The organism is Isoptericola sp. NPDC057653 (assembly GCF_042799955.1).
GTDB lineage: Bacteria > Actinomycetota > Actinomycetes > Actinomycetales > Cellulomonadaceae > Isoptericola.
Genome location: NZ_JBHVHP010000002.1, coordinates 702,091 through 720,744 on the forward strand (window position 1 = coordinate 702,091; position 18,654 = coordinate 720,744).

Here is an 18,654-nt window from a genome sequence, read left to right on the forward strand (position 1 = left end):
TCTTGCGTATGACGACCTCACGCGTTCCCCTCCCCCGCCCCCGCACCCGTCCCGCGACCGTCGACGACCGCGACGTCCTCGAACGGCTGTGGGCGCTCTTCCGTCACGACCTCTCGGGGGTCACCGGCGAGCTGCCGGGGCCCGACGGCCGGTTCCGCGACGAGCGGCTGCGCGCGGCCCTCGACGGCCTCGACCGCCACGACGGCGCCGGCTGGGCGGCGCACCTCGCGACCGTCGACGACCGTCCGGTGGCGTTCGCCCTGGTCCGCGGCCTCGACGGCCCGGTGCGGGTGCTGTCGGCGTTCTTCGTGGTGCGGGCGGCCCGGCGGCACGGCGTCGGGCGCGACGTCGCCGCCGCGGTGCTCCGGGCAGTGCCCGGCCCGTGGGAGATCGCGTACCAGGACGCCAACGCGCCCGCCGCGGCCTTCTGGCCGCGGGTCGCGACCGAGGTCGCGGGCGAGCGCTGGGTGCTCGAGCACCGCGCCGTGCCGGGCCGGCCGGACCTGCCGCCCGACGCGTGGGTCCGGCTCGCCGTGTCGTGACCCCGTCGTGCCGGCCCCGCGGGACGCGCTGGCCTCAGGAGGTGGAGGACGGCCCCTCGGAAGGGACCTGCGGGGACGCGGGGTCCTGGTCCGGCTGCTGGGCCGCCGCCGCGAGCCGGGCCTTCATGGTGGCCGCGTAGACGTCCACGTACTCCTGGTCCGACAGCCGCAGGATGGCGTACATGATCTCGTCGGTCACCGACCGCAGCACGAACCGGTCGTTCTCCATCCCGCGGTAGCGGCTGAAGTCGAGCGGCTCCCCGATGACGATGCCGATGGACATCGGCCTCGGGATCGCCCGGCCCAGCGGCTGCGCGACGTCGGTACCGACCATCGCGACCGGGATCACGGGGGCGCCGGACTCCAGCGCCAGGCGGGCGACGCCGGTCTTGCCGCGGTACAGGCGGCCGTCGGGGCTGCGCGTGCCCTCGGGGTAGATGCCGAACAGGTCGCCCTCGTCGAGCACGCGCAGCCCGGTGCGCAGGGCGGCCTCGCTGGCCTTGCCGCCCGACCGGTCCACGGGGATCGTGCCGACCCCGCGCATGAACCCCGCCACCATCCGGCCACGGACGCCGCCGCCGGTGAAGTAGTCGGACTTGCCGAGGAACTGGACCTGGCGGTCCAGCACGAGCGGCAGCACGAACGAGTCGATGACGGCGAGGTGGTTGCTCGCCAGGATCGCCGGGCCCGACGACGGGATGTTCTCGACGCCCTTCGTCCAGGGGCGGAACGCCAGCCGGAGCCACGGCCCCACCACCACGTTCTTCATCACCCAGTAGAACAACTGTCCTCCTCGCCCAGTGCCGGCAGCGCCCCGTCAGCGGACCGCCTGCGACGGGCCGTGGCGCCGGCGGGCGTCGCCACCGACACGAAGCATCGCCCACGACAATAGAGTGAACCCATGCCCGCACCGAACCCGGACGCCGAACCGGACCTGCCGGACGACGACCTGCCCGACGACGCCGTCGAGGCCCGCTGGGCCGACATCGTCGCGCAGCTGGGCGACCTCGGCGACGACGCCGACGCGACGACCGGGGACGGCAGGAGCACCACGGCGTCCGAGGCGACCCCGCCGCGCGACACCGAGTCTCCGTCCGAGACCGACGAGGGGCCCGTGCGCACCACCGGGAACGGCCCGCGCGACTGGCCCGTCACGCCGGAGGTCGAAGCGCTCGAGGAGACGGAGTCTCATTTTGTGCCGCCGGAGCCGGAGCCGGTGCTCTCGCGCGACCCGCTGCTGACCCTGGCGTGGGCCCTCGTGCTCGCCGTCCCGGTGCTGGTGGTCGTGGGGGTCGTCGTGCGCGCCGCCGTGCCGACGCTCCGCATCCCCACCTGGTCGGGACCCGTCGCGGGCGTGCTCTTCCTGGTCGCCCTGGGGATCCTGCTCTGGCGCATGCCGCACCGGCGCGACCCGGAGGACCACGACACGGGCGCCGTCGTCTGAGGCGCCCGGCCGCACGAGGCGGTGCACGACCTCGGCGGCGAGGACGGAGGGGCCGGCATCAGGAGCCGCCGGCCCGGTCCGTCAGCGGCGAGCCAGGTCCGCGGCGCCGATGATGCCCGCCTCGTTGCCGTGCTCGGCCAGCTCGATCTGCGCCACCGGACGGTGGCCGAGGGCGGAGAGCTGCGCCTCGTAGGCCTTGCGCACGGGCAGGAGCAGCAGGTCGCCGGCCGCGCCGACGCCGCCGCCGATGACGATCAGCTCCGGGTCCAGCAGGGCGGCCACGGACGCCGACCCCTCGCCGATCCACCGGCCGAGCGTCGCCAGCAGCTCGGTCGCGAGCTCGTCGCCCTCCTGGGCGGCCTGGGTCACCTGCGGCCCCTCGATCGCGGCGGCGTCGCCGCCGGCGAGCTCCACGAGCCGGGCCGCACGGGCCGGCTGGGCGACGGCGGCCTGCCGGGCGTCGCGCACCAGGGCCGAGCCGGAGGCGTACTGCTCCCAGCAGCCTTCGTGGCCGCAGCCGCAGTAGTGGCCGCCGGGGACGACGCGCATGTGCCCGACCTCGGCCGCCACGCCCCACTTGCCGCGCACCAGCTCGCGGTCCACGACGATCGCGCCGCCGAGGCCGGTGCCGACCGTGAGCATGAGCATGTCGGTCGCGTCGCGCGCGGCGCCGAACCGGAACTCCGCCCAGCCGGCGGCGTTCGCGTCGTTCTCCACGACCACCGGCACGTCCAGGTCGAGCAGCCCTTCGATGCGCTCCGCGAGGGGGTACTCACGCCACGCGATGTTGGGCGCGAACTGCACCGACCGGCGGTCCGGGCTGACGAAGCCGGCCGCCGCGAGGCCGATCGCGCCGACCTCGTGCTCCTTGGCCAGCTCGGCGCAGGCGTCGGCGATGGCGCGGTCGATGCCCGCGACGTCGTCGGCGACCGTCTCGCGCCGCACCTTCGCGAGGATCGTGCCCGCCTCGTCCACCACACCCACGGCAATCTTGGTGCCGCCGATGTCGACTCCGATGGCGTGCATGCAGGAACCTCACGTTCATGTGTCGGGACGCCGCGTCCGCACGGCGTGTCACCCGGTCGGCGAGCGGCACGGGGGCGCGCGGTGCGCGCAGGGTCCAGACTAGCCACCACCGCCGCGAGGGTGCGACGCCCGTCCGTCACCAAACCGTGTCCTGGACCACTCGTGAGACCCGGTATCGTGACCGCCTGGGAACGAACCCCTGGCAATGCATCAGCATGGACGATGGAGTCAGCATGGACGAGATCACCATTCCGCAGGCGGTCAAGCTGCCTGCCACGTCGAACCTCAACGACCTCCTCGCCACCCGCGTGGCGAACGACCCGCGCGCCACGCTCGCCGAACGCCCGTCCGGCGACGGCTGGGAGCAGGTCTCGGCCGCGCAGTTCGACGCCGAGGTGGTGGCCGTCGCCAAGGGGCTCGTCGCCAAGGGCGTGCAGCCCGGCGACCCCGTCGGGATCATGTCGCACACCCGTTACGAGTGGACGCTCCTCGACTTCGCCGCCTGGGCCGCCGGCGCGGTGCCCGTGCCGATCTACGAGACGTCCTCCGCCGAGCAGGTCGAGTGGATCCTCACCGACTCGGCCATCACCGTGCTCGTCGTCGAGGACTCCGGCCTCGCCGCCACCGTCGCCGAGGTCTCCGACCGCGCCCCCGCGCTGCGCGAGGTCCTCGAGATCGAGGACGGCGCGATCGCCGCCCTCACCGCCGCGGGCGCCGAGGTGCCCGACGAGGAGATCGCCCGTCGTCGCGCGATCGCGGACCTCGTCGACGTCGCGACGATCATCTACACCTCCGGCACCACCGGGACCCCCAAGGGTGCGGAGATCACCCACGGCAACCTCGCGCTGCTCGGCGTCAACGCCGTCGCCGCCGTCCCCGAGGTGTTCAAGGACGGCGGGCGCACGCTGCTGTTCCTGCCCCTCGCGCACGTCTTCGCCCGCTACATCGAGATCCTCGCGATCGCGAGCGGCACCGTGCTGGGCCACTGGGCGGACCTCAAGACCGTCACCGCCGGGCTGGGCGCGTTCCGCCCCACCTACATCCTCGCCGTGCCGCGCGTCTTCGAGAAGGTCTACAACGCGGCGGAGCAGAGCGCCGCGGCGGGCGGCAAGCTCAAGATCTTCCACTGGGCGGCCGCCACCGGCATCGCGTACTCGCGGGCCCTCGACACCCCGTCCGGCCCGTCGCTCTGGCTGCGCCTCCAGCACAAGGTCGCCGACACCCTGGTGTTCTCCAAGCTGCGCGCCGTGCTCGGCGGGCAGGCCCAGTACGCCGTCTCCGGCGGCGGACCGCTCGGGGAGCGGCTCGGCCACTTCTTCCGCGGCCTGGGCGTCACCATCCTCGAGGGCTACGGCCTCACCGAGACCACCGCGCCCACCAGCGTGAACCGCCCCGACGCCATCAAGATCGGGTCCGTCGGGCCCCAGCTGCCCGGCTGCGGCGTGCGCATCGCCCCCGACGGCGAGGTGCTGCTGCGCGGCATCCAGGTCTTCCGGGGCTACCACAACAACCCCGAGGCGACCGCCGAGGCGTTCGACGACGGCTGGTTCCGCAGCGGCGACCTGGGCGTCCTCGACGATGACGGGTTCCTCACCATCACGGGCCGCAAGAAGGAGATCATCGTGACGGCGGGCGGCAAGAACGTCGCCCCCGCGCTCCTCGAGGACCGGATCCGCGCCCACGCCCTGGTGAGCCAGTGCGTCGTGGTCGGCGACAACCGGCCGTTCATCGCCGCGCTCGTCACCCTCGACGCCGAGGGCCTGCCCGGCTGGCTGAAGATGCACGGCAAGCCGGAGATGACGCCCGAGCAGGCCTCGACGGACCCCGACGTGCTCGCCGCCCTGGACGCCGCGGTGACCCGCGCCAACCAGGCCGTGTCGAAGGCGGAGTCCATCCGCAAGTTCGCGGTGCTGCCGGGCGACCTCACGGTCGAGAACGGGTACCTCACCCCCAAGCAGAGCGTGCGCCGGCACGTGTTCGTCAAGGACTTCGCCACGGAGATCGACAACCTGTACGTCGACACCCGCCAGAAGTCCGCGAGCTGACCCGGACCCACCTCGGCACCGGCGGTGCCGGCCCGGTCCTCACGGCGGCGTCCTGAGGACCGGGCGGGCACGCCCGGTGCGTGTCGGTGGGTCTCGCTACGTTCCCGACATGCCGAGCACCACCCCGCCCGCGGCGAGCCCGACCCCGCTGCAGCCGTCCTTCGAGGACCTCGGCACGCCGCTGAGCGACGTCACCTTCGTCGTGGTCGACCTCGAGACCACCGGGGGCCGGGCCGCCGACGGAGGCATCACCGAGATCGGCGCGGTCAAGGTGCGGGCGGGCGAGGTCCTCGGCGAGCTGCAGTCGCTCGTCAACCCGGGCCACCCGGTCCCGGCGTTCGTCGCCCGGCTCACGGGGATCACGACCTCGATGGTCGCCACCGCTCCCCCGATCGACCTCGTCCTGCCGAGCTTCCTGGAGTTCGCCCGCGACGCCGTGCTCGTGGCGCACAACGCGCCCTTCGACGTCGGGTTCCTGCGGGCCGCGTGCGACCGGCTGGGCTACGACTGGCCCGGGTTCCGCGTGGTCGACACCGTGCCGCTCGCGCGGCGGGTCGTCACGCGCGACGAGGCGCCCAACCACAAGCTCTCCACGCTGGCCATGCTGTTCCGCGCCCGGGTGACGCCCGACCACCGCGCGCTCGCCGACGCCCGCGCGACCGTCGACGTGCTGCACGCGCTCCTGGAGCGCCTGGCGCCGCTGGGGATCACGCACCTGGAGGACCTCGCCACCGCCGCGGACCCCGTGCCGCCCGACGTGCGCCGCAAGCGCACGCTCGCCGACGGCCTGCCCGAGGCTCCGGGGGTGTACCTGTTCCGCGGGCCCGGCGACGAGGTGCTGTACGTCGGCACGTCCACCAACCTGCGCAAGCGGGTGCGGTCGTACTTCACGGCGGCCGAGAAGCGCGGCCGCATCACAGAGATGGTCCGCATCGCGCACGCGGTCACCCCGGTCGTGTGCGCGACGCCGCTGGAGGCCCAGGTGCGCGAGCTGCGCCTGATCACCGAGCACTCCCCCCGCTACAACCGCCGCTCCAAGCACCCCGAGCGCCAGACGTGGGTGCGGCTCACCGACGAGGCGTACCCACGCCTGTCGGTCGTGCGCGACGTCCGGGAGGGCGCCCCGCACATCGGCCCGTTCAGCTCCCGGCAGGCGGCCCAGGCGGCCGTGGACGCCCTGCACGACGCCCTTCCGCTGCGCCAGTGCACCGCGCGGCTGCCTCGCGTCGCGCGGACGCCGGGCAGCCCGTGCGCGCTCGCCGGGATGGGGCGCTGCTCCGCGCCGTGCACGGCCACCGGCACCGCCGACGCCGGCTACGACGCCGTGGTCGACGCGGCGCGCACGGCCCTCACCGGCGACCCGTCCGCCGTCGTCGACGCGCTCGCCGCCCGGGTGGCACGCCTCGCCGCCCAGGAACGCTTCGAGGAGGCCGGGCAGGTCACGCACCGGCTCCGGTCGTTCGTCCAGGGCGCCGCGCGGGCCCAGCGCCTCACCCCCGTCGCACGGTGCGCCGAGCTCGTCGCCGGCAGGCCGACGGCGGCGGGGGGCTGGGAGCTCGTCGTGGTCAAGCACGCCCGGCTGGCGGCCACGGCGGTGACGGGCCCCGACGAGGACCCGCTGCCCGTGGTCGACGCCCTGCGGGCGACGGCCGAGGACGTCGCCCCGCCCGTGGCGCCCGCGCCCGCGTGCCACCCGGAGGAGGCCGCCCTCGTGCTCGCCTGGCTCGAGTCGCCGGGGGTCCGCCTCGTGCACGTGAGCGAGCCGTGGTCGTGCCCGGCCCGGTCTGCCGCGGCCCACGTCGACCTCGGGACCGTGTCGGCCAGCGTCGCGGAGCTGGCCGGCGTGGCTACGATGACCGCATGCTGACCGCCATCGTGCTTATCGACACCGAGGCCGACCAGATTCCCGAGGTGGCCGTCAAGGTCACGGATCTCAAGGGGGTCAGCGAGGTCTACTCCGTCACCGGCAAGGCCGACCTGGTCGCCATGGTGCGCGTGCGCGAGCACGAGGAGCTGGCCGACGTGATCGCCGACGGGATCAGCAAGGTCCCCGGCGTGGTGCGGACCGAGACCCTCATCGCGTTCCGCACCTACTCCCACGTGGACCTCGAGCAGGCGTTCGCCCTCGGCCTCGACGACTGAGCCTCGCGGCCGACCGGCGCGGCCGAGCCCGGGCCGTCAGGCCTGCGTCGCCGCGACCCAGCCGTCGAGCACGCGGACGGCGCCGCCCTCGTCGACGCTCCGGGCCGCCAGACCCATCCCGGCCGCGAGCCGCTCGACGAGCGACCCCTCGCCGGTGCCCGGCAGGCTGCCGTCGGCCACGAGGCCCGCGGCGGCGTTGAGCAGCACCGTCTCGCGCACGGGTCCGCGGTCGCTCCCGTCGAGCACCCGGCGCGCCACTCCCGCGTTGTGGGGGGCGTCGCCGCCGCGCAGGTCTGCGACCTCGATGCGCTGCAGGCCGAGGTCCGCCGCGGCGTCCAGGCGGTGCTCGACGACGGTGCCGCCGCGCACCTCCCACACGGTCGCTCCCCCGGTGGCGGCGAGCTCGTCGAGCCCGTCGTCGCCACGGAACACGAGCGCGTCCGTCCCGCGGCCGGCGAACACGCCCGCCATGAGGGGCGCCATGCGCGCGTCGGCGCAGCCGACGGCGGTCGCACCCGGCTGCGCCGGGTTGGTGAGCGGGCCGAGGAAGTTGAACGCGGTGGCGATGCCCAGGTCGCGGCGCGCCACGCCCGCGTGCCGCATCGACGGGTGGAACAGCCCCGCGAAGCAGAAGGTGATCCCCACCTCGCCCGCCAGGGCCGCGACCCGCTCGGGCGCCTGGTCGAGACGGATCCCGAGGGCCTCGAGCACGTCCGCGGAGCCCGACGACGAGGACGCGGCCCGGTTGCCGTGCTTGACGACCCGGAGCCCGGCACCGGCGATGACGACGGCGGCCATCGTGGACACGTTGACGGTGTGGTGCCGGTCGCCGCCGGTGCCGACGATGTCGACCGTCCTCCCGGGCACCTCGATCCGCGTCGCGTGCTCGAGCATCGCGTCGGCGAGCCCGGTGAGCTCCGCCGCCGTCTCTCCCTTCGCACGCAGGCCGACGAGGAAGCCGGCGAGGCGGGTGGGCGGGACCTCGCCCGACATGACCTCGTCCATGGCCCACGCCGTCTCCGCGGCGGTCAGGTCGCGCCCGGCGACCAGCTCGGTGAGGATGCCGGGCCAGGTGGGGTCGGTTGCCGGGTCGGTGGATGCCACGAGGGTCCCTTCGGTTCGGAGCCGGGCACCCGGGGCAGGGCGTACGCCCCTCGGCGGGTCAGGCGGCTGCGGTCAGGAAGCCGGCCACGGTGCGTTGCAGCTCGATCGCGTCGAGCGGCCTCGGCACCACGGCGTCGGCGAGCGACCACGATGCTAGCCATCCGTCGTCCCGCCTGCCGGTGAGGACCACGACGGGCGGACACCGGTACACCTCGTTCTTGAGCTGGCGGCACAGCCCCATCCCGCCGGCCTTGTCCGCCTCGCCGTCGAGCACCAGCAGGTCCCACCCGCCACGGTCCGCGGCGGCGATCAGCGCGGCGGAGGTCGCGACCTCGGCCCAGGCGATCTCCGGGGCGTGCGCCCGCAGCCGGGGGCCGACGGCGGTCCGGACCTGCTCGCGCACCGTCCGGTCGTCGCTGTAGAGCAGGACGCGCGGCCCGCGGGCGGGCGCGGCCGGCTCGAGGCTGGTCGGGTGTTCCGTCGTCTGATCCGTCATCGAGGCTCCCCTTCGTGGACGTGCGCGGCACCGGGCACGGACACGACGCCCGGGCCAGGCGCGCGGCTGCCGGACGTCGACGTTTGCTGGCATCGTGGCACACCCACGTCACCTCGGGCAGCCACCAAACGTGGTCTTTTACTGGCACTCTCCATCGATCCGTCACCTCGTAGGGGCAGAGTGGCGAGTTTCCGCAGATTCTGTGCGCATCGACTTCGCGCAGCGCCCACACGAGTGGCTCGAACCGGCCACATGTCGGCCATAATGGCTGACGTGTCGACCGCAACGGCTGCTGCCCCCCATGCCCACCAGCACGTGAGCGTCAACCGTCCGAACCCCGTGTCGGTCGGGACGATCGTCTGGCTCGCGAGCGAGCTCATGTTCTTCGCCGGCCTCTTCGCCATGTACTTCACCGTGCGCTCGGTGATGCCCGAGGCGGAGTGGGCCGCTCAGGCGGACAAGCTCAACATCACCTTCTCGACGATCAACACCACCGTGCTGGTGCTGTCGTCGGTCACCTGCCAGATGGGTGTGTGGGCCGCGGAGCGGTTCAAGCCGGTGCGTTCCGGCTCCATCTTCCAGGTGAACAAGTGGGGCATGCACGAGTGGATGACCCTCACCTACCTCATGGGCGCCTTCTTCATCGGCGGCCAGATCTTCGAGTACACCGAGCTGGTGCACGAGGGCCTGACCATCTCGTCCAGCCCGTACGGCTCGGTCTTCTACCTGACCACCGGCTTCCACGGCCTCCACGTGCTCGGCGGCCTCATCGCCTTCCTGTTCCTGCTCGGCCGCTCGTTCGCCGCCCGGAACTTCGGCCACCACGAGGCCACGACCGCGATCGTCACGTCCTACTACTGGCACTTCGTCGACGTGGTGTGGATCGCCCTCTTCGCCGTCATCTACCTCCTGCGATGAACCCCCCGGCCGGCGTCGGAGCCGGCTCTGAACCTGCACCTTCGATCTGCGAGACGAGGATCATTTCGTGAAGGCACTCGCCGCCCGCAGGCACCACCGGCTGGCGCCGGTCGTGCTGCTGCTGCTGGCGCTGCTGGTCACGGGCGGCGTCTACGCCGCCCTTGCCCCGAGCCCGGCCCAGGCCGACACCGCCAGCACCGCGGACATCGAGACCGGGAAGAAGCTCTTCCAGGCCAACTGCGCCACCTGCCACGGACCGAACGCGGAGGGCACCGCTCAGGCGCCGTCGCTCGTCGGCGTGGGCGCCGCCGCGGTCGACTTCCAGGTCTCCACCGGCCGGATGCCCATGCAGATGAACGGCCCCCAGGCCGAGGCCAAGCCCCGGCAGATGAACGAGGAGCAGACGGCCGCGCTCGCCGCGTACGTCGCGTCCCTCGGCGCCGGCCCGGCCATCCCCACCGACGAGCAGGTGGACGGCAGCCAGGGCGACCCGGCCAACGGCATGGCCCTGTTCCGCACCAACTGCGCGATGTGCCACAACGCCGTCGGTGCCGGTGGCGCCCTCTCCGAGGGCAAGTTCGCGCCGCCGCTGTGGGACACCTCCGGCCGCAACGTCTACCAGGCGATGCTCACCGGCCCGCAGTCGATGCCGGTGTTCAACGACGCCAACATCACGCCGACCGAGAAGCGCGACATCATCGCGTTCCTCGACGAGCAGGACCAGGGCTCGGCCGGTGGCCTCACCCTCGGTTCGCTGGGCCCGGTCAGTGAGGGCCTCTGGGCCTGGATCATCGGCATCGGCCTGATCATCGGCGGCGCTGTGTGGATCGGAGCGAAGTCCTCGTGAGCGAGAACCAGAACCCCCAGGGCGCGTCGCGCGACGTGACCCCCCACGGTGGCAACGGCACGGTCGAGCACTCCGACCGCTTCGCCGACCCGGGCGTCCCGACGCACCACCCGCGCCTCGCGGACACCGACACCAAGGCCGCCAAGCGCAACGAGCGGATCATCGCGATCCTCTTCGCGATCTCCTGCGTGGGCACCGTCGCGTCCCTCGTGGCGTACTTCGCCGTGCGGCCGGACGGCACGACGCCCGGCGTCCGTATGTCGACCGTGCTGCTCGGCGTGGCGATCGCAGTCTCGCTGTTCGGCATCGGCTTCGCCGCCGTGCACTGGGCCAAGACCCTGATGTCCTCCAAGGAGTACGTCGAGGAGCGCCACTCGAGCGCGAGCTCGGAGGACGTGCGCGAGGTCGTCCAGCAGCAGTTCAAGGACGGTCTCGAGGACTCCGGCATCGCCCGTCGTCCCGTGCTCAAGGGAGCGGTCGTCTCGGCGCTCGCCCTCTTCCCGCTGACCATCGCCGTGCCGCTCGTGTCGAGCGTCGGCGGTACCTGGAACGTCGCCTCGTTCCGCAACACGATCTGGCGGAAGGGCATGCGTCTCGCGTACGACCCGTCCGGTCGTCCGATCAAGGCCTCGGACCTCACGGTCGGCTCGGTCGCCCACGTCATCCCCGACGTCCCCGCCGAGGAGCGCGAGTCGCACGAGTGGATCACCGAGAAGTCGAAGGCGGTCGTGCTCCTCGTGCGCATGGACCCCCGCGACCTCAAGCGCGACCACCGCCCCGGTGCCTCCTACGACGGCATCGTCGCGTACTCGAAGATCTGCACCCACGTCGGGTGCCCGGTCGCCCTCTACGAGCAGCAGACGCACCACCTGCTGTGCCCGTGCCACCAGTCGACGTTCGACGTCGCCGACGGCGCCAAGGTGGTCTTCGGTCCTGCCAAGCGCCCGCTGCCCCAGCTGCCCATCACCGTCGACGACGAGGGGTATCTTGTGGCTGAGGACGACTTCGACGAGCCCGTCGGCCCGAGCTACTGGGAGCGACTGAAGTGAGCACCACGACAACTCCCCCCGCCACGGCGGAACCCACGACGTTGATCGGCAAGTCCGCCGACTACCTCGACCAGCGGACCAAGATGGGCGTGCTCGCGAAGCAGCTCGTCCGCAAGGTCTTCCCGGACCACTGGTCCTTCATGCTCGGCGAGATCGCACTGTTCTCGTTCGTCGTGCTCCTCATCTCCGGCGTGTTCCTGGCGATGTTCTTCGAGCCGTCGATGGCGCTCACCACGCACCACGGCGCCCCGGCGACGATGGACGGCCAGCTGATGTCGGTGGCCTTCTCCTCGACCCTCGACATGTCGTTCGAGGTGCGCGGCGGTCTGCTCATGCGGCAGATCCACCACTGGTCGGCGCTGATCTTCGTCGCCGGCATCGTGGTGCACATGATGCGCGTCTTCTTCACCGGCGCGTTCCGCAAGCCCCGCGAGCTCAACTGGCTCGTCGGCACGCTGCTGCTGATCATGAGCCTGCTGGCCGGCTTCTCCGGCTACTCCCTCCCGGACGACGTGCTCTCCGGCAACGGTCTGCGCATCACCGACGGCGTCATCAAGTCGATCCCGATCATCGGGTCGTACCTGTCCTGGTTCGTCTTCGGCGGCGAGTTCCCGGGCGAGCACATCATCCCGCGCCTGTTCACGGTGCACATCCTGCTCGTGCCGGCGCTGATCCTCGCGCTCGTGGGCGTGCACCTGTTCCTCATGGTGCTCAACAAGCACACGCAGTACCCGGGCGGCGGCCGCACCGACCGCAACGTCGTCGGCTACCCGGCGGTCCCGGCGTTCGCCACGAAGATGGGCGGCAACTTCTTCATCATCTTCGGCGTGCTGGCCCTCATGGGCGGCACCCTGGCGATCAACAACGTCTGGAACTACGGCCCGTACGACCCGTCACCGGTGTCCGCAGGCGCCCAGCCCGACTGGTACATGCTGTTCCTCGAGGGATCGCTACGCCTCATGCCGGGCCAGGCCGAGATCGTCACGTGGGGCGACTTCACGCTCTCGCTGAACATCCTCGTGCCGGCGGTCATCATCCCGGGCCTGCTGTTCACGTTCCTGTTCGTGTACCCGTTCGTCGAGGCGAAGGTGACGGGCGACCACCGCGAGCACCACGTGCTCGACCGGCCGCGCAACGTGCCCACCCGCACGGGCCTGGGCGTCGCGTTCCTCACGGCGTTCGTCATCCTCGCGCTGGCCGGGTCGAACGACCTCATCGCCACGCACTTCGCGCTGTCGATCAACGCGATCACCTGGGTCTTCCGGGTCCTGTTCTTCGTCGGCCCGGTCTTCGCGTTCTGGGTCACCAAGCGGATCTGCATCGGCCTGCAGCGCAAGGACCGTGAGCTCGTGCTCCACGGTCACGAGACCGGGCGCATCGTCCGGTTCGCGAACGGCGAGTACATCGAGGTCCACCGCCCGCTCGACGAGCAGGAGCGCTGGCTCCGCGTGAACTACGAGCCGCGCCGCCCGCTCGAGATCGAGCCGGCGACGGACTCGCGTGGCGTCAAGCGCAAGGGCTACAAGAAGGACAAGCGCTGGCAGAAGCTGTCGCGGTTCTTCTACGAGGACCGTGTCGAGCCCGTGACCCCGGCCGAGCTGGCCGCGGCGCACGCGCACGGCGAGCACGACGAGCTCGAGCCGGCCCACGACACCCCCGAGCTGGTCTCGGGGTCTGGATCCGTCGAGCGGGAGCACTGAGTCTCCTGCAGGCTGGAACGGTGGCCCGCGCTCCCTTCCCCCGATTCGTCGGGCGGGGTGCGCGGGCCGTCGTCGTTCCCGGCACCTAGTGTCGGCCGGACGCAGCCCTCGACGACGTCCCCATCGCACGCCGACCACGACGTGCGGCACGCAACCGGAGGTATCTCAGCATGGCTGTCTACACGCTCCCTGACCTGCCCTACGACTACAGCGCCCTGGAGCCGCACATCAGCGGCAAGATCATGGAGCTGCACCACGACAAGCACCACGCGGCTTACGTCGCGGGCGCCAACACCGCCCTCGACAAGCTCGCCGAGGCCCGCGAGTCCGGCGACAACGCCGCGGTGAACCTGCACGAGAAGAACCTCGCGTTCAACCTCGGCGGCCACACCAACCACACCGTCTTCTGGCACAACCTGTCCCCCGAGGGCGGCGGCGAGCCCGAGGGCGAGCTCGCCGAGGCCATCAAGGACGCCTTCGGGACCTTCGCCGCCTTCCAGGCCCAGTTCGCCGCCGTCGCCACCGGCATCCAGGGCTCCGGCTGGGCCGTCCTCGGCTGGGACTCCATCGGCCGACGCCTCGCGATCTTCCAGCTCTTCGACCAGCAGGCCAACGTGCCCGTCGGCATCACCCCGCTGTTCATGCTCGACATGTGGGAGCACGCCTTCTACCTCGACTACCTCAACGTCAAGGCCGACTACGTCAAGGCCGTCTGGAACATCGCCAACTGGCAGGACGTCGCCGCCCGCCTGCAGCGCGCCCGCACCCAGACCGCCGGCCTGATCGTCCCCGCCTGACGCAGACCGCCCGGACGCACGACGGGGGCCCCGCACGCGATGCGTGCGGGGCCCCCGTCGTCGTGGAGCCCGGTCGTCAGCCCTGGGTGCCGAACTCCGAGTACGGGACGACCTCGTCCTTGGCCGGGGCCTTGATGTCGACGGGCTCGCCCCACTTGGAGAAGGCCGTCGAGACGACCATCTCCTGGCCGCTGACGTCCATCGTGATGTCCGCGGCGACCGGCAGGCCTTCGGGGGCGACCTTGTAGACCAGGGTCATCTCCCCCACCTGGTCGGCCATGTCCGCGTTCACGCCGGTCGCGCCGTTCTCGAGCTTCGAGGGGTCGATGGTCATCGTGTAGACGTCGGCCTCGACGCCGTCGACCTTCTCCGTGCCGGTGTGCTCGAACTTCGTGACGGCGTCGGCCATCGCCTCCGCCTGGGCGGCGGCGTCCATCGACTCCATCGAGTCGAAGGTGCCCGCCATGTTCGGGTCCGCGGCCATCTCCTCGGCCGTCAGCGAGAGGTACTTCCCCTGCGTCAGCTCGCCCATGGACATGTAGATCGTGCCGTCGAGCAGGATGATGTCCATGTCCATGCCCATGACGCCCATGGACATCTGCATGGCCGTGTCCTCGACGGTCTTGCCGTAGGAGATGTCCGCCGTGGTGGTGGTCTCGCTCATCCCGGCGGAGTCGGCCAGCTCACCGCCGTAGGTCATCTCCATGTGCGACGTCGTCGCCTTCTCCTGCGCCGCCTGCATCTGCTCGGCGAGGTCGGTGAGGTCCGCCGCGGTGGTGATCTCGGCGGTCTGCTCCTGGGCGGCTTCGGAGCCGCCAGAGGTGGAGGCAGCGGGCTCTCCGCTCCCGCAGGCGCTCAGTGCGAGGGCGACCAGGCCCGCCGATGCCAGGGCCACGGACTTCTGGGGGACGCGCACGTGCTGCTCCTTCTCAGGGAATGATGAGGTTTCATTCCATCACGGCAGGGCCCGACGGTGGGGTGCGCGGCCGCACCCTTCGCGGATCGTTGCCGTTCCGTGTCCGCCCGGCGAACGACGACGCGCCCCGCTCCGGAGGAGGAGCGAGGCGCGTCGGCTACCGCTGTGTCAGTGCGCGTGCTGTCCGCGGCTGAACTCGAAGACCCAGCCGACGAGGCCGATCACACCGAGGACGAAGCCGATGTAGAGCACCCACCAGCCGACCGCGAGTCCGAGGAAGGCGATGGCGGCGGACGCGGCGATGACCAGAGGCCACCAACTCCACGGCGAGTACACGCCCTGGTCGCCGGCGCCCTGCTCGATCTCGCCCTCTTCGTCGTCCTCGGGCCGCGCGTCGATCCGCCGGGCCGTCAGAGCGAGGTAGGCACCGACCATGGCCATCAGTGCACCCACGAGCGGGATGCCCAGGTAGCCGACCGGCTCCGTGAAGTGCGTGACGAGCCCGTAGATCACGCCCACCAGGACGAAGAACGGTGCGAGGAACAGGAAGAGCTTGATCTCGATCTTCACTTGCGGTTCTCCCCCTCGTCCTCGATGACCGTCGTGGTCGACTGCGCCGCGTCGGACTGCGCGCTGTCGCGCCGCTCCTCGACGACCTCCTGCTGGCCCCGGCGCTGCGAGTCGCCGTACACGGCGTTCAGCGCTCCGTGGCCGGGCGCCTGCTCCATCGCCGCGACCTCGGGGTGGTGGAGGTCGAACGCCGGCGACTCCGAGCGGATGCGCGGCAGCGACGTGAAGTTGTGGCGCGGCGGCGGGCAGCTGGTGGCCCACTCGAGCGAGCGACCGTAGCCCCACGGGTCGTCCACGGTGACCTTCGGCGCGTTGCGCCAGGTCGTGTACACGTTCCACAGGAACGGGAGGGTCGAGGCGGCGAGGATGAACGCGCCGATGGTCGACACCTGGTTCTCCCAGGTGAAGCCCTCCTCCGGCATGTAGTCCGCGTAGCGGCGGGCCATGCCCTCGACGCCCAGCCAGTGCTGGATGAGGAAGGTCATGTGGAAGCCGACGAACAGCATCCAGAAGTGGACCTTGCCGAGGCGCTCGTTCAGCATCCGCCCCGTGAACTTCGGCCACCAGAAGTAGAAGCCGGCGAACATCGCGAACACCACGGTGCCGAAGACGACGTAGTGGAAGTGCGCCACGACGAAGTACGAGTCGGACAGGTGGAAGTCCAGCGCGGGGCTCGACAGGATGATGCCGGTCAGACCACCGAAGAGGAACGTCACGAGGAAGCCGATCGACCACAGCATCGGTGTCTCGAACGTGAGCTTGCCTCGCCAGAGCGTGCCGATCCAGTTGAAGAACTTCACGCCCGTCGGGATCGCGATGAGCATCGTCATGAAGGCGAAGAACGGCAGCAGCACGGCGCCGGTCACGTACATGTGGTGCGCCCACACCGTGACAGACAGGGCCGCGATCGCGATCGTCGCGATGATGAGGCCCTTGTAACCGAAGATCGGCTTGCGGCTGAAGACCGGGAAGATCTCCGACACGATGCCGAAGAACGGCAGCGCGATGATGTACACCTCGGGGTGGCCGAAGAACCAGAACAGGTGCTGCCAGAGGATGGCGCCACCGTTCTCAGGGTTGAAGACCTGCGCCCCGAGGCGGCGGTCGGCACCCAGCGCGAAGAGCGCGGAGGCCAGCGGCGGGAAGGCCATCAGCACCAGCAGGCTCGTGACGAGCGTGTTCCACGTGAAGATCGGCATCCGGAACATGGTCATGCCCGGCGCGCGCATCGTGATGATGGTGGTGATGAAGTTGACGGCACCGAGGATGGTGCCGAAGCCCGCCAGCGCGAGGCCGAACACCCAGAGGTCTCCGCCCAACCCTGGACTGAACGTCGTGTTCGACAACGGTGCGTACGCGAACCAGCCGAAGGAGGCGGCGCCCTGCGGGGTGAAGAAGCCTGCCGCGGCGATGATGCCGCCGAAGAGGAACAGCCAGTACGCGAACATGTTGAGCCGCGGGAAGGCGACGTCCGGCGCACCGATCTGCAGCGGCATGATCACGTTGGCGAAGCCGGCGAACAGCGGCGTCGCGAACAGCAGCAGCATGATCGTGCCGTGCATGGTGAAGAGCTGGTTGTACTGCTCCTTGCTCTGCACGATCTGCAGGCCGGGCGAGAACAGCTCGGCCCGGATCAGCAGGGCGAGGATGCCTCCCACGGCGAACCAGATGAACGACGTGATGAGGTACATGTACCCGATCGTCTTGTGGTCCGTGGAGGTGATCCACTTGACCACGGTGCGACCGAGGTTCTGGCGCTTCGGCGCGAGGCCGGGGATGACCTCGGCGCCGTACGCGGTGGCTGTCGTGGCCGCCATCAGTTCTCGACCTCCGGGAGCGTGTCGTCCTGCGGGAAGTTCGCGTGCTGCTGGCGGTTCAGGTCGAGGCCGAGCTCGCCCGTCTGCCCCGCGTCGCGCAGGTCGCTCATGTGTGCGTCGTACTCCGCCTGGGAGACGACCTTGACGTTGAAGAGCATCCCGGAGTGGAACTCGCCGCAGAGCTCGGCGCACTTACCGGCGTACGTGCCCTCGCGGGTCGGCGTCACCTGGAACGTGCCGGTGCGGCCCGGGATCATGTCCTGCTTGTACAGGAACGCGGGGATCCAGAACGAGTGGATGACGTCGCGCGAGTCGAGCGTGAACTCGACCGACTTGTCGACCGGCAGGTACAGCGTCGGGACGTCCTTCGATGTGCCCGGGGCGCCGTCCACCTCGTCGTCGACGGTCTGACCGCCGACGTCCAGGAGGTGCTGGCCGGAGTCGTAGACGCCGTCGTCCAGGTAGTTGAAGTCCCAGCTCCACTGCTTGCCGATGACCTGGATGTTCACGTCGGGCTCGGCGCTCGTGTCCTTCACGGCGGACATGTCGCGGTCCGTGTAGAAGAACAGGACGAGGATCATGATCGTCGGCACGGCCGTGTACATGATCTCGAGCGGCATGTGGTAGCGCGTCTGGACCGGGAGCTGGTGGTCGTTGCGGCGCTTGCGGTAGGCCGCGACGCACCACAGCATCAGGCCCCAGGTGATGACACCGATGATCAGCGCTGCGATCCAGGAGCCGACCCAGAGGTTGGTGATTCGCTCGGTCTGGTTGGTCACCTCCCCGTCGCTGTAGCCGGGCAGGTATCCGCGCTTGACGGAGTCGCTGGCACAACCGGACGCCAACACCGCGACGGCGCCGGCGATGACCGTCGCGCGCAGGATGACCCGCCGGGTGCGGGTGGGGCTCTTCGAGTGCAAGGGAGGCCTTTCACGTCACGTCCTGCCCGAACGCCACCGCCCTGGGGGGCGGGCGCGCAGACGGGACCTTCGTCCTCGATGTGGTGCAGCCTAGCGCGCCCGGAGCAGGTTCGACGCCGCGAAAGCCCCGTCGGGACGTGACTCTTTCCGCACGGGACGTCCACATCTGCTCGTTGCACACAGACCCCTGCGGAGTGTCAGATCGTTGCCCTCGGGTGTCAGATCCTCGGCCGCCCGCCGGCCCGATCGGCGCCCCGCCCCGACCCGCCGAAGATGGCACGATCGTGCCCTGGGTGCGGGTTCCGCGCCCCGTCGCGCGCC

General features: G+C 71.1%; 18 protein-coding genes. 10 read left to right on the forward strand and 8 right to left on the reverse strand.

Annotation, left to right across the window (positions count from 1 at the left end):
* Nucleotides 1-8: 8 nt before the first annotated feature.
* The gene (locus ACFU9A_RS14410; RefSeq protein ID WP_430575968.1) at nt 9-542 is read left to right on the forward strand and encodes a GNAT family N-acetyltransferase; all 534 of its coding nucleotides are present in this window, start codon (nt 9-11) and stop codon (nt 540-542) included.
* Between the two features lie 34 nt (nt 543-576).
* Here the strand turns inward: ACFU9A_RS14410 and ACFU9A_RS14415 are convergent, their stop codons facing one another.
* Entirely contained in the window at nt 577-1,326 is a 750-nt protein-coding gene (locus ACFU9A_RS14415; RefSeq protein WP_430575969.1) for a lysophospholipid acyltransferase family protein, read from the reverse strand.
* A gap of 117 nt (nt 1,327-1,443) precedes the next feature.
* Between ACFU9A_RS14415 and ACFU9A_RS14420 the strand changes: the two genes are divergently transcribed.
* Entirely contained in the window at nt 1,444-1,986 is a 543-nt protein-coding gene (locus ACFU9A_RS14420; RefSeq protein WP_430575970.1) for a hypothetical protein, read from the forward strand.
* 81 nt (nt 1,987-2,067) lie between these two features.
* Here ACFU9A_RS14420 and ACFU9A_RS14425 read toward each other — a convergent pair whose 3' ends face one another.
* Nucleotides 2,068-3,012, reverse strand: a complete 945-nt coding sequence (locus tag ACFU9A_RS14425) for an ROK family glucokinase (RefSeq protein ID WP_430575971.1) — start codon at nt 3,010-3,012, stop codon at nt 2,068-2,070.
* A 233-nt stretch (nt 3,013-3,245) separates the two neighbouring features.
* Here ACFU9A_RS14425 and ACFU9A_RS14430 point away from each other — a divergent pair, with 233 nt between their 5' ends.
* The 3 genes from ACFU9A_RS14430 to ACFU9A_RS14440 all read left to right on the forward strand — a co-directional run bounded on the left by ACFU9A_RS14430 (nt 3,246) and on the right by ACFU9A_RS14440 (nt 7,199).
* Complete coding sequence (locus ACFU9A_RS14430) at nt 3,246-5,057, forward strand: AMP-dependent synthetase/ligase (RefSeq protein ID WP_430575972.1); 1,812 nt, start codon at nt 3,246-3,248, stop codon at nt 5,055-5,057.
* Between the two features lie 109 nt (nt 5,058-5,166).
* Nucleotides 5,167-6,924 carry a DEDD exonuclease domain-containing protein gene (locus tag ACFU9A_RS14435; RefSeq protein ID WP_430575973.1) on the forward strand — a complete coding sequence of 586 codons (1,758 nt, stop codon included), beginning with the start codon at nt 5,167-5,169 and terminating at the stop codon, nt 6,922-6,924.
* On the forward strand, nt 6,918-7,199 hold the full coding sequence (locus ACFU9A_RS14440) for an Lrp/AsnC family transcriptional regulator (RefSeq protein WP_430575974.1): 282 nt from the start codon (nt 6,918-6,920) through the stop codon (nt 7,197-7,199). The genes ACFU9A_RS14435 and ACFU9A_RS14440 overlap by 7 nt, the downstream gene beginning before the upstream one ends.
* Nucleotides 7,200-7,235: 36 nt before the next feature.
* On the opposite strand, the gene trpD is transcribed toward ACFU9A_RS14440, so the two are convergent.
* Together trpD and ACFU9A_RS14450 are read right to left on the reverse strand one after the other, a co-directional pair.
* Nucleotides 7,236-8,303 (reverse strand): anthranilate phosphoribosyltransferase, encoded by a 1,068-nt coding sequence (gene trpD, locus ACFU9A_RS14445; RefSeq protein WP_430575975.1) that lies wholly within the window; start codon nt 8,301-8,303, stop codon nt 7,236-7,238.
* Between the two features lie 58 nt (nt 8,304-8,361).
* The gene (locus ACFU9A_RS14450; RefSeq protein ID WP_430575976.1) at nt 8,362-8,799 is read right to left on the reverse strand and encodes a hypothetical protein; all 438 of its coding nucleotides are present in this window, start codon (nt 8,797-8,799) and stop codon (nt 8,362-8,364) included.
* A gap of 264 nt (nt 8,800-9,063) precedes the next feature.
* Between ACFU9A_RS14450 and ACFU9A_RS14455 the strand changes: the two genes are divergently transcribed.
* The 5 genes from ACFU9A_RS14455 (at nt 9,064) to ACFU9A_RS14475 (ending at nt 14,110) form a co-directional block, all read left to right on the forward strand.
* A complete protein-coding gene (locus ACFU9A_RS14455) occupies nt 9,064-9,717 on the forward strand; it encodes an aa3-type cytochrome oxidase subunit III (protein WP_380323495.1) in 654 nt (217 codons plus the stop codon).
* 67 nt (nt 9,718-9,784) lie between these two features.
* The gene (locus tag ACFU9A_RS14460) at nt 9,785-10,564 is read left to right on the forward strand and encodes a c-type cytochrome (RefSeq protein ID WP_430575977.1); all 780 of its coding nucleotides are present in this window, start codon (nt 9,785-9,787) and stop codon (nt 10,562-10,564) included.
* Nucleotides 10,561-11,613, forward strand: coding sequence for a Rieske 2Fe-2S domain-containing protein (locus ACFU9A_RS14465; RefSeq protein ID WP_430575978.1), 1,053 nt, complete (start codon nt 10,561-10,563; stop codon nt 11,611-11,613). Before ACFU9A_RS14460 ends, ACFU9A_RS14465 begins: the two co-directional genes overlap by 4 nt.
* Nucleotides 11,610-13,313, forward strand: a complete 1,704-nt coding sequence (locus ACFU9A_RS14470) for a cytochrome bc complex cytochrome b subunit (RefSeq protein ID WP_430575979.1) — start codon at nt 11,610-11,612, stop codon at nt 13,311-13,313. Before ACFU9A_RS14465 ends, ACFU9A_RS14470 begins: the two co-directional genes overlap by 4 nt.
* 170 nt (nt 13,314-13,483) lie before the next feature.
* The gene (locus tag ACFU9A_RS14475; protein ID WP_430575980.1) at nt 13,484-14,110 is read left to right on the forward strand and encodes a superoxide dismutase; all 627 of its coding nucleotides are present in this window, start codon (nt 13,484-13,486) and stop codon (nt 14,108-14,110) included.
* A gap of 76 nt (nt 14,111-14,186) precedes the next feature.
* On the opposite strand, the gene ACFU9A_RS14480 is transcribed toward ACFU9A_RS14475, so the two are convergent.
* The 4 genes from ACFU9A_RS14480 to coxB form a co-directional block, all read right to left on the reverse strand.
* Nucleotides 14,187-15,026, reverse strand: coding sequence for a hypothetical protein (locus ACFU9A_RS14480; protein ID WP_430575981.1), 840 nt, complete (start codon nt 15,024-15,026; stop codon nt 14,187-14,189).
* 168 nt (nt 15,027-15,194) lie between these two features.
* On the reverse strand, nt 15,195-15,596 hold the full coding sequence (locus ACFU9A_RS14485) for a cytochrome c oxidase subunit 4 (RefSeq protein WP_430575982.1): 402 nt from the start codon (nt 15,594-15,596) through the stop codon (nt 15,195-15,197).
* Nucleotides 15,593-17,413 (reverse strand): cytochrome c oxidase subunit I, encoded by a 1,821-nt coding sequence (gene ctaD / locus ACFU9A_RS14490; RefSeq protein WP_430575983.1) that lies wholly within the window; start codon nt 17,411-17,413, stop codon nt 15,593-15,595. The genes ACFU9A_RS14485 and ctaD overlap by 4 nt, the downstream gene beginning before the upstream one ends.
* Nucleotides 17,413-18,333: a cytochrome c oxidase subunit II gene (coxB, locus tag ACFU9A_RS14495; RefSeq protein ID WP_430575984.1), complete on the reverse strand. Its 921-nt coding sequence runs from the start codon at nt 18,331-18,333 to the stop codon at nt 17,413-17,415. The genes ctaD and coxB overlap by 1 nt, the downstream gene beginning before the upstream one ends.
* Nucleotides 18,334-18,654: the final 321 nt, after the last annotated feature.

Bases quoted from the DNA above. Each gene is read 5' to 3' on its own strand.
- ACFU9A_RS14410 (WP_430575968.1), top strand. From the start codon at position 9: ATGACGACCTCACGCGTTCCCCTCCCCCGCCCCCGCACCCGTCCCGCG.
- ACFU9A_RS14420 (WP_430575970.1), top strand. From the start codon at position 1,444: ATGCCCGCACCGAACCCGGACGCCGAACCGGACCTGCCGGACGACGAC.
- ACFU9A_RS14425 (WP_430575971.1), bottom strand. From the start codon at position 3,012: ATGCACGCCATCGGAGTCGACATCGGCGGCACCAAGATTGCCGTGGGT.
- ACFU9A_RS14430 (WP_430575972.1), top strand. From the start codon at position 3,246: ATGGACGAGATCACCATTCCGCAGGCGGTCAAGCTGCCTGCCACGTCG.
- ACFU9A_RS14435 (WP_430575973.1), top strand. From the start codon at position 5,167: ATGCCGAGCACCACCCCGCCCGCGGCGAGCCCGACCCCGCTGCAGCCG.
- ACFU9A_RS14440 (WP_430575974.1), top strand. From the start codon at position 6,918: ATGCTGACCGCCATCGTGCTTATCGACACCGAGGCCGACCAGATTCCC.
- ACFU9A_RS14450 (WP_430575976.1), bottom strand. From the start codon at position 8,799: ATGACGGATCAGACGACGGAACACCCGACCAGCCTCGAGCCGGCCGCG.
- ACFU9A_RS14455 (WP_380323495.1), top strand. From the start codon at position 9,064: ATGGCTGACGTGTCGACCGCAACGGCTGCTGCCCCCCATGCCCACCAG.
- ACFU9A_RS14475 (WP_430575980.1), top strand. From the start codon at position 13,484: ATGGCTGTCTACACGCTCCCTGACCTGCCCTACGACTACAGCGCCCTG.
- ctaD (WP_430575983.1), bottom strand. From the start codon at position 17,413: ATGGCGGCCACGACAGCCACCGCGTACGGCGCCGAGGTCATCCCCGGC.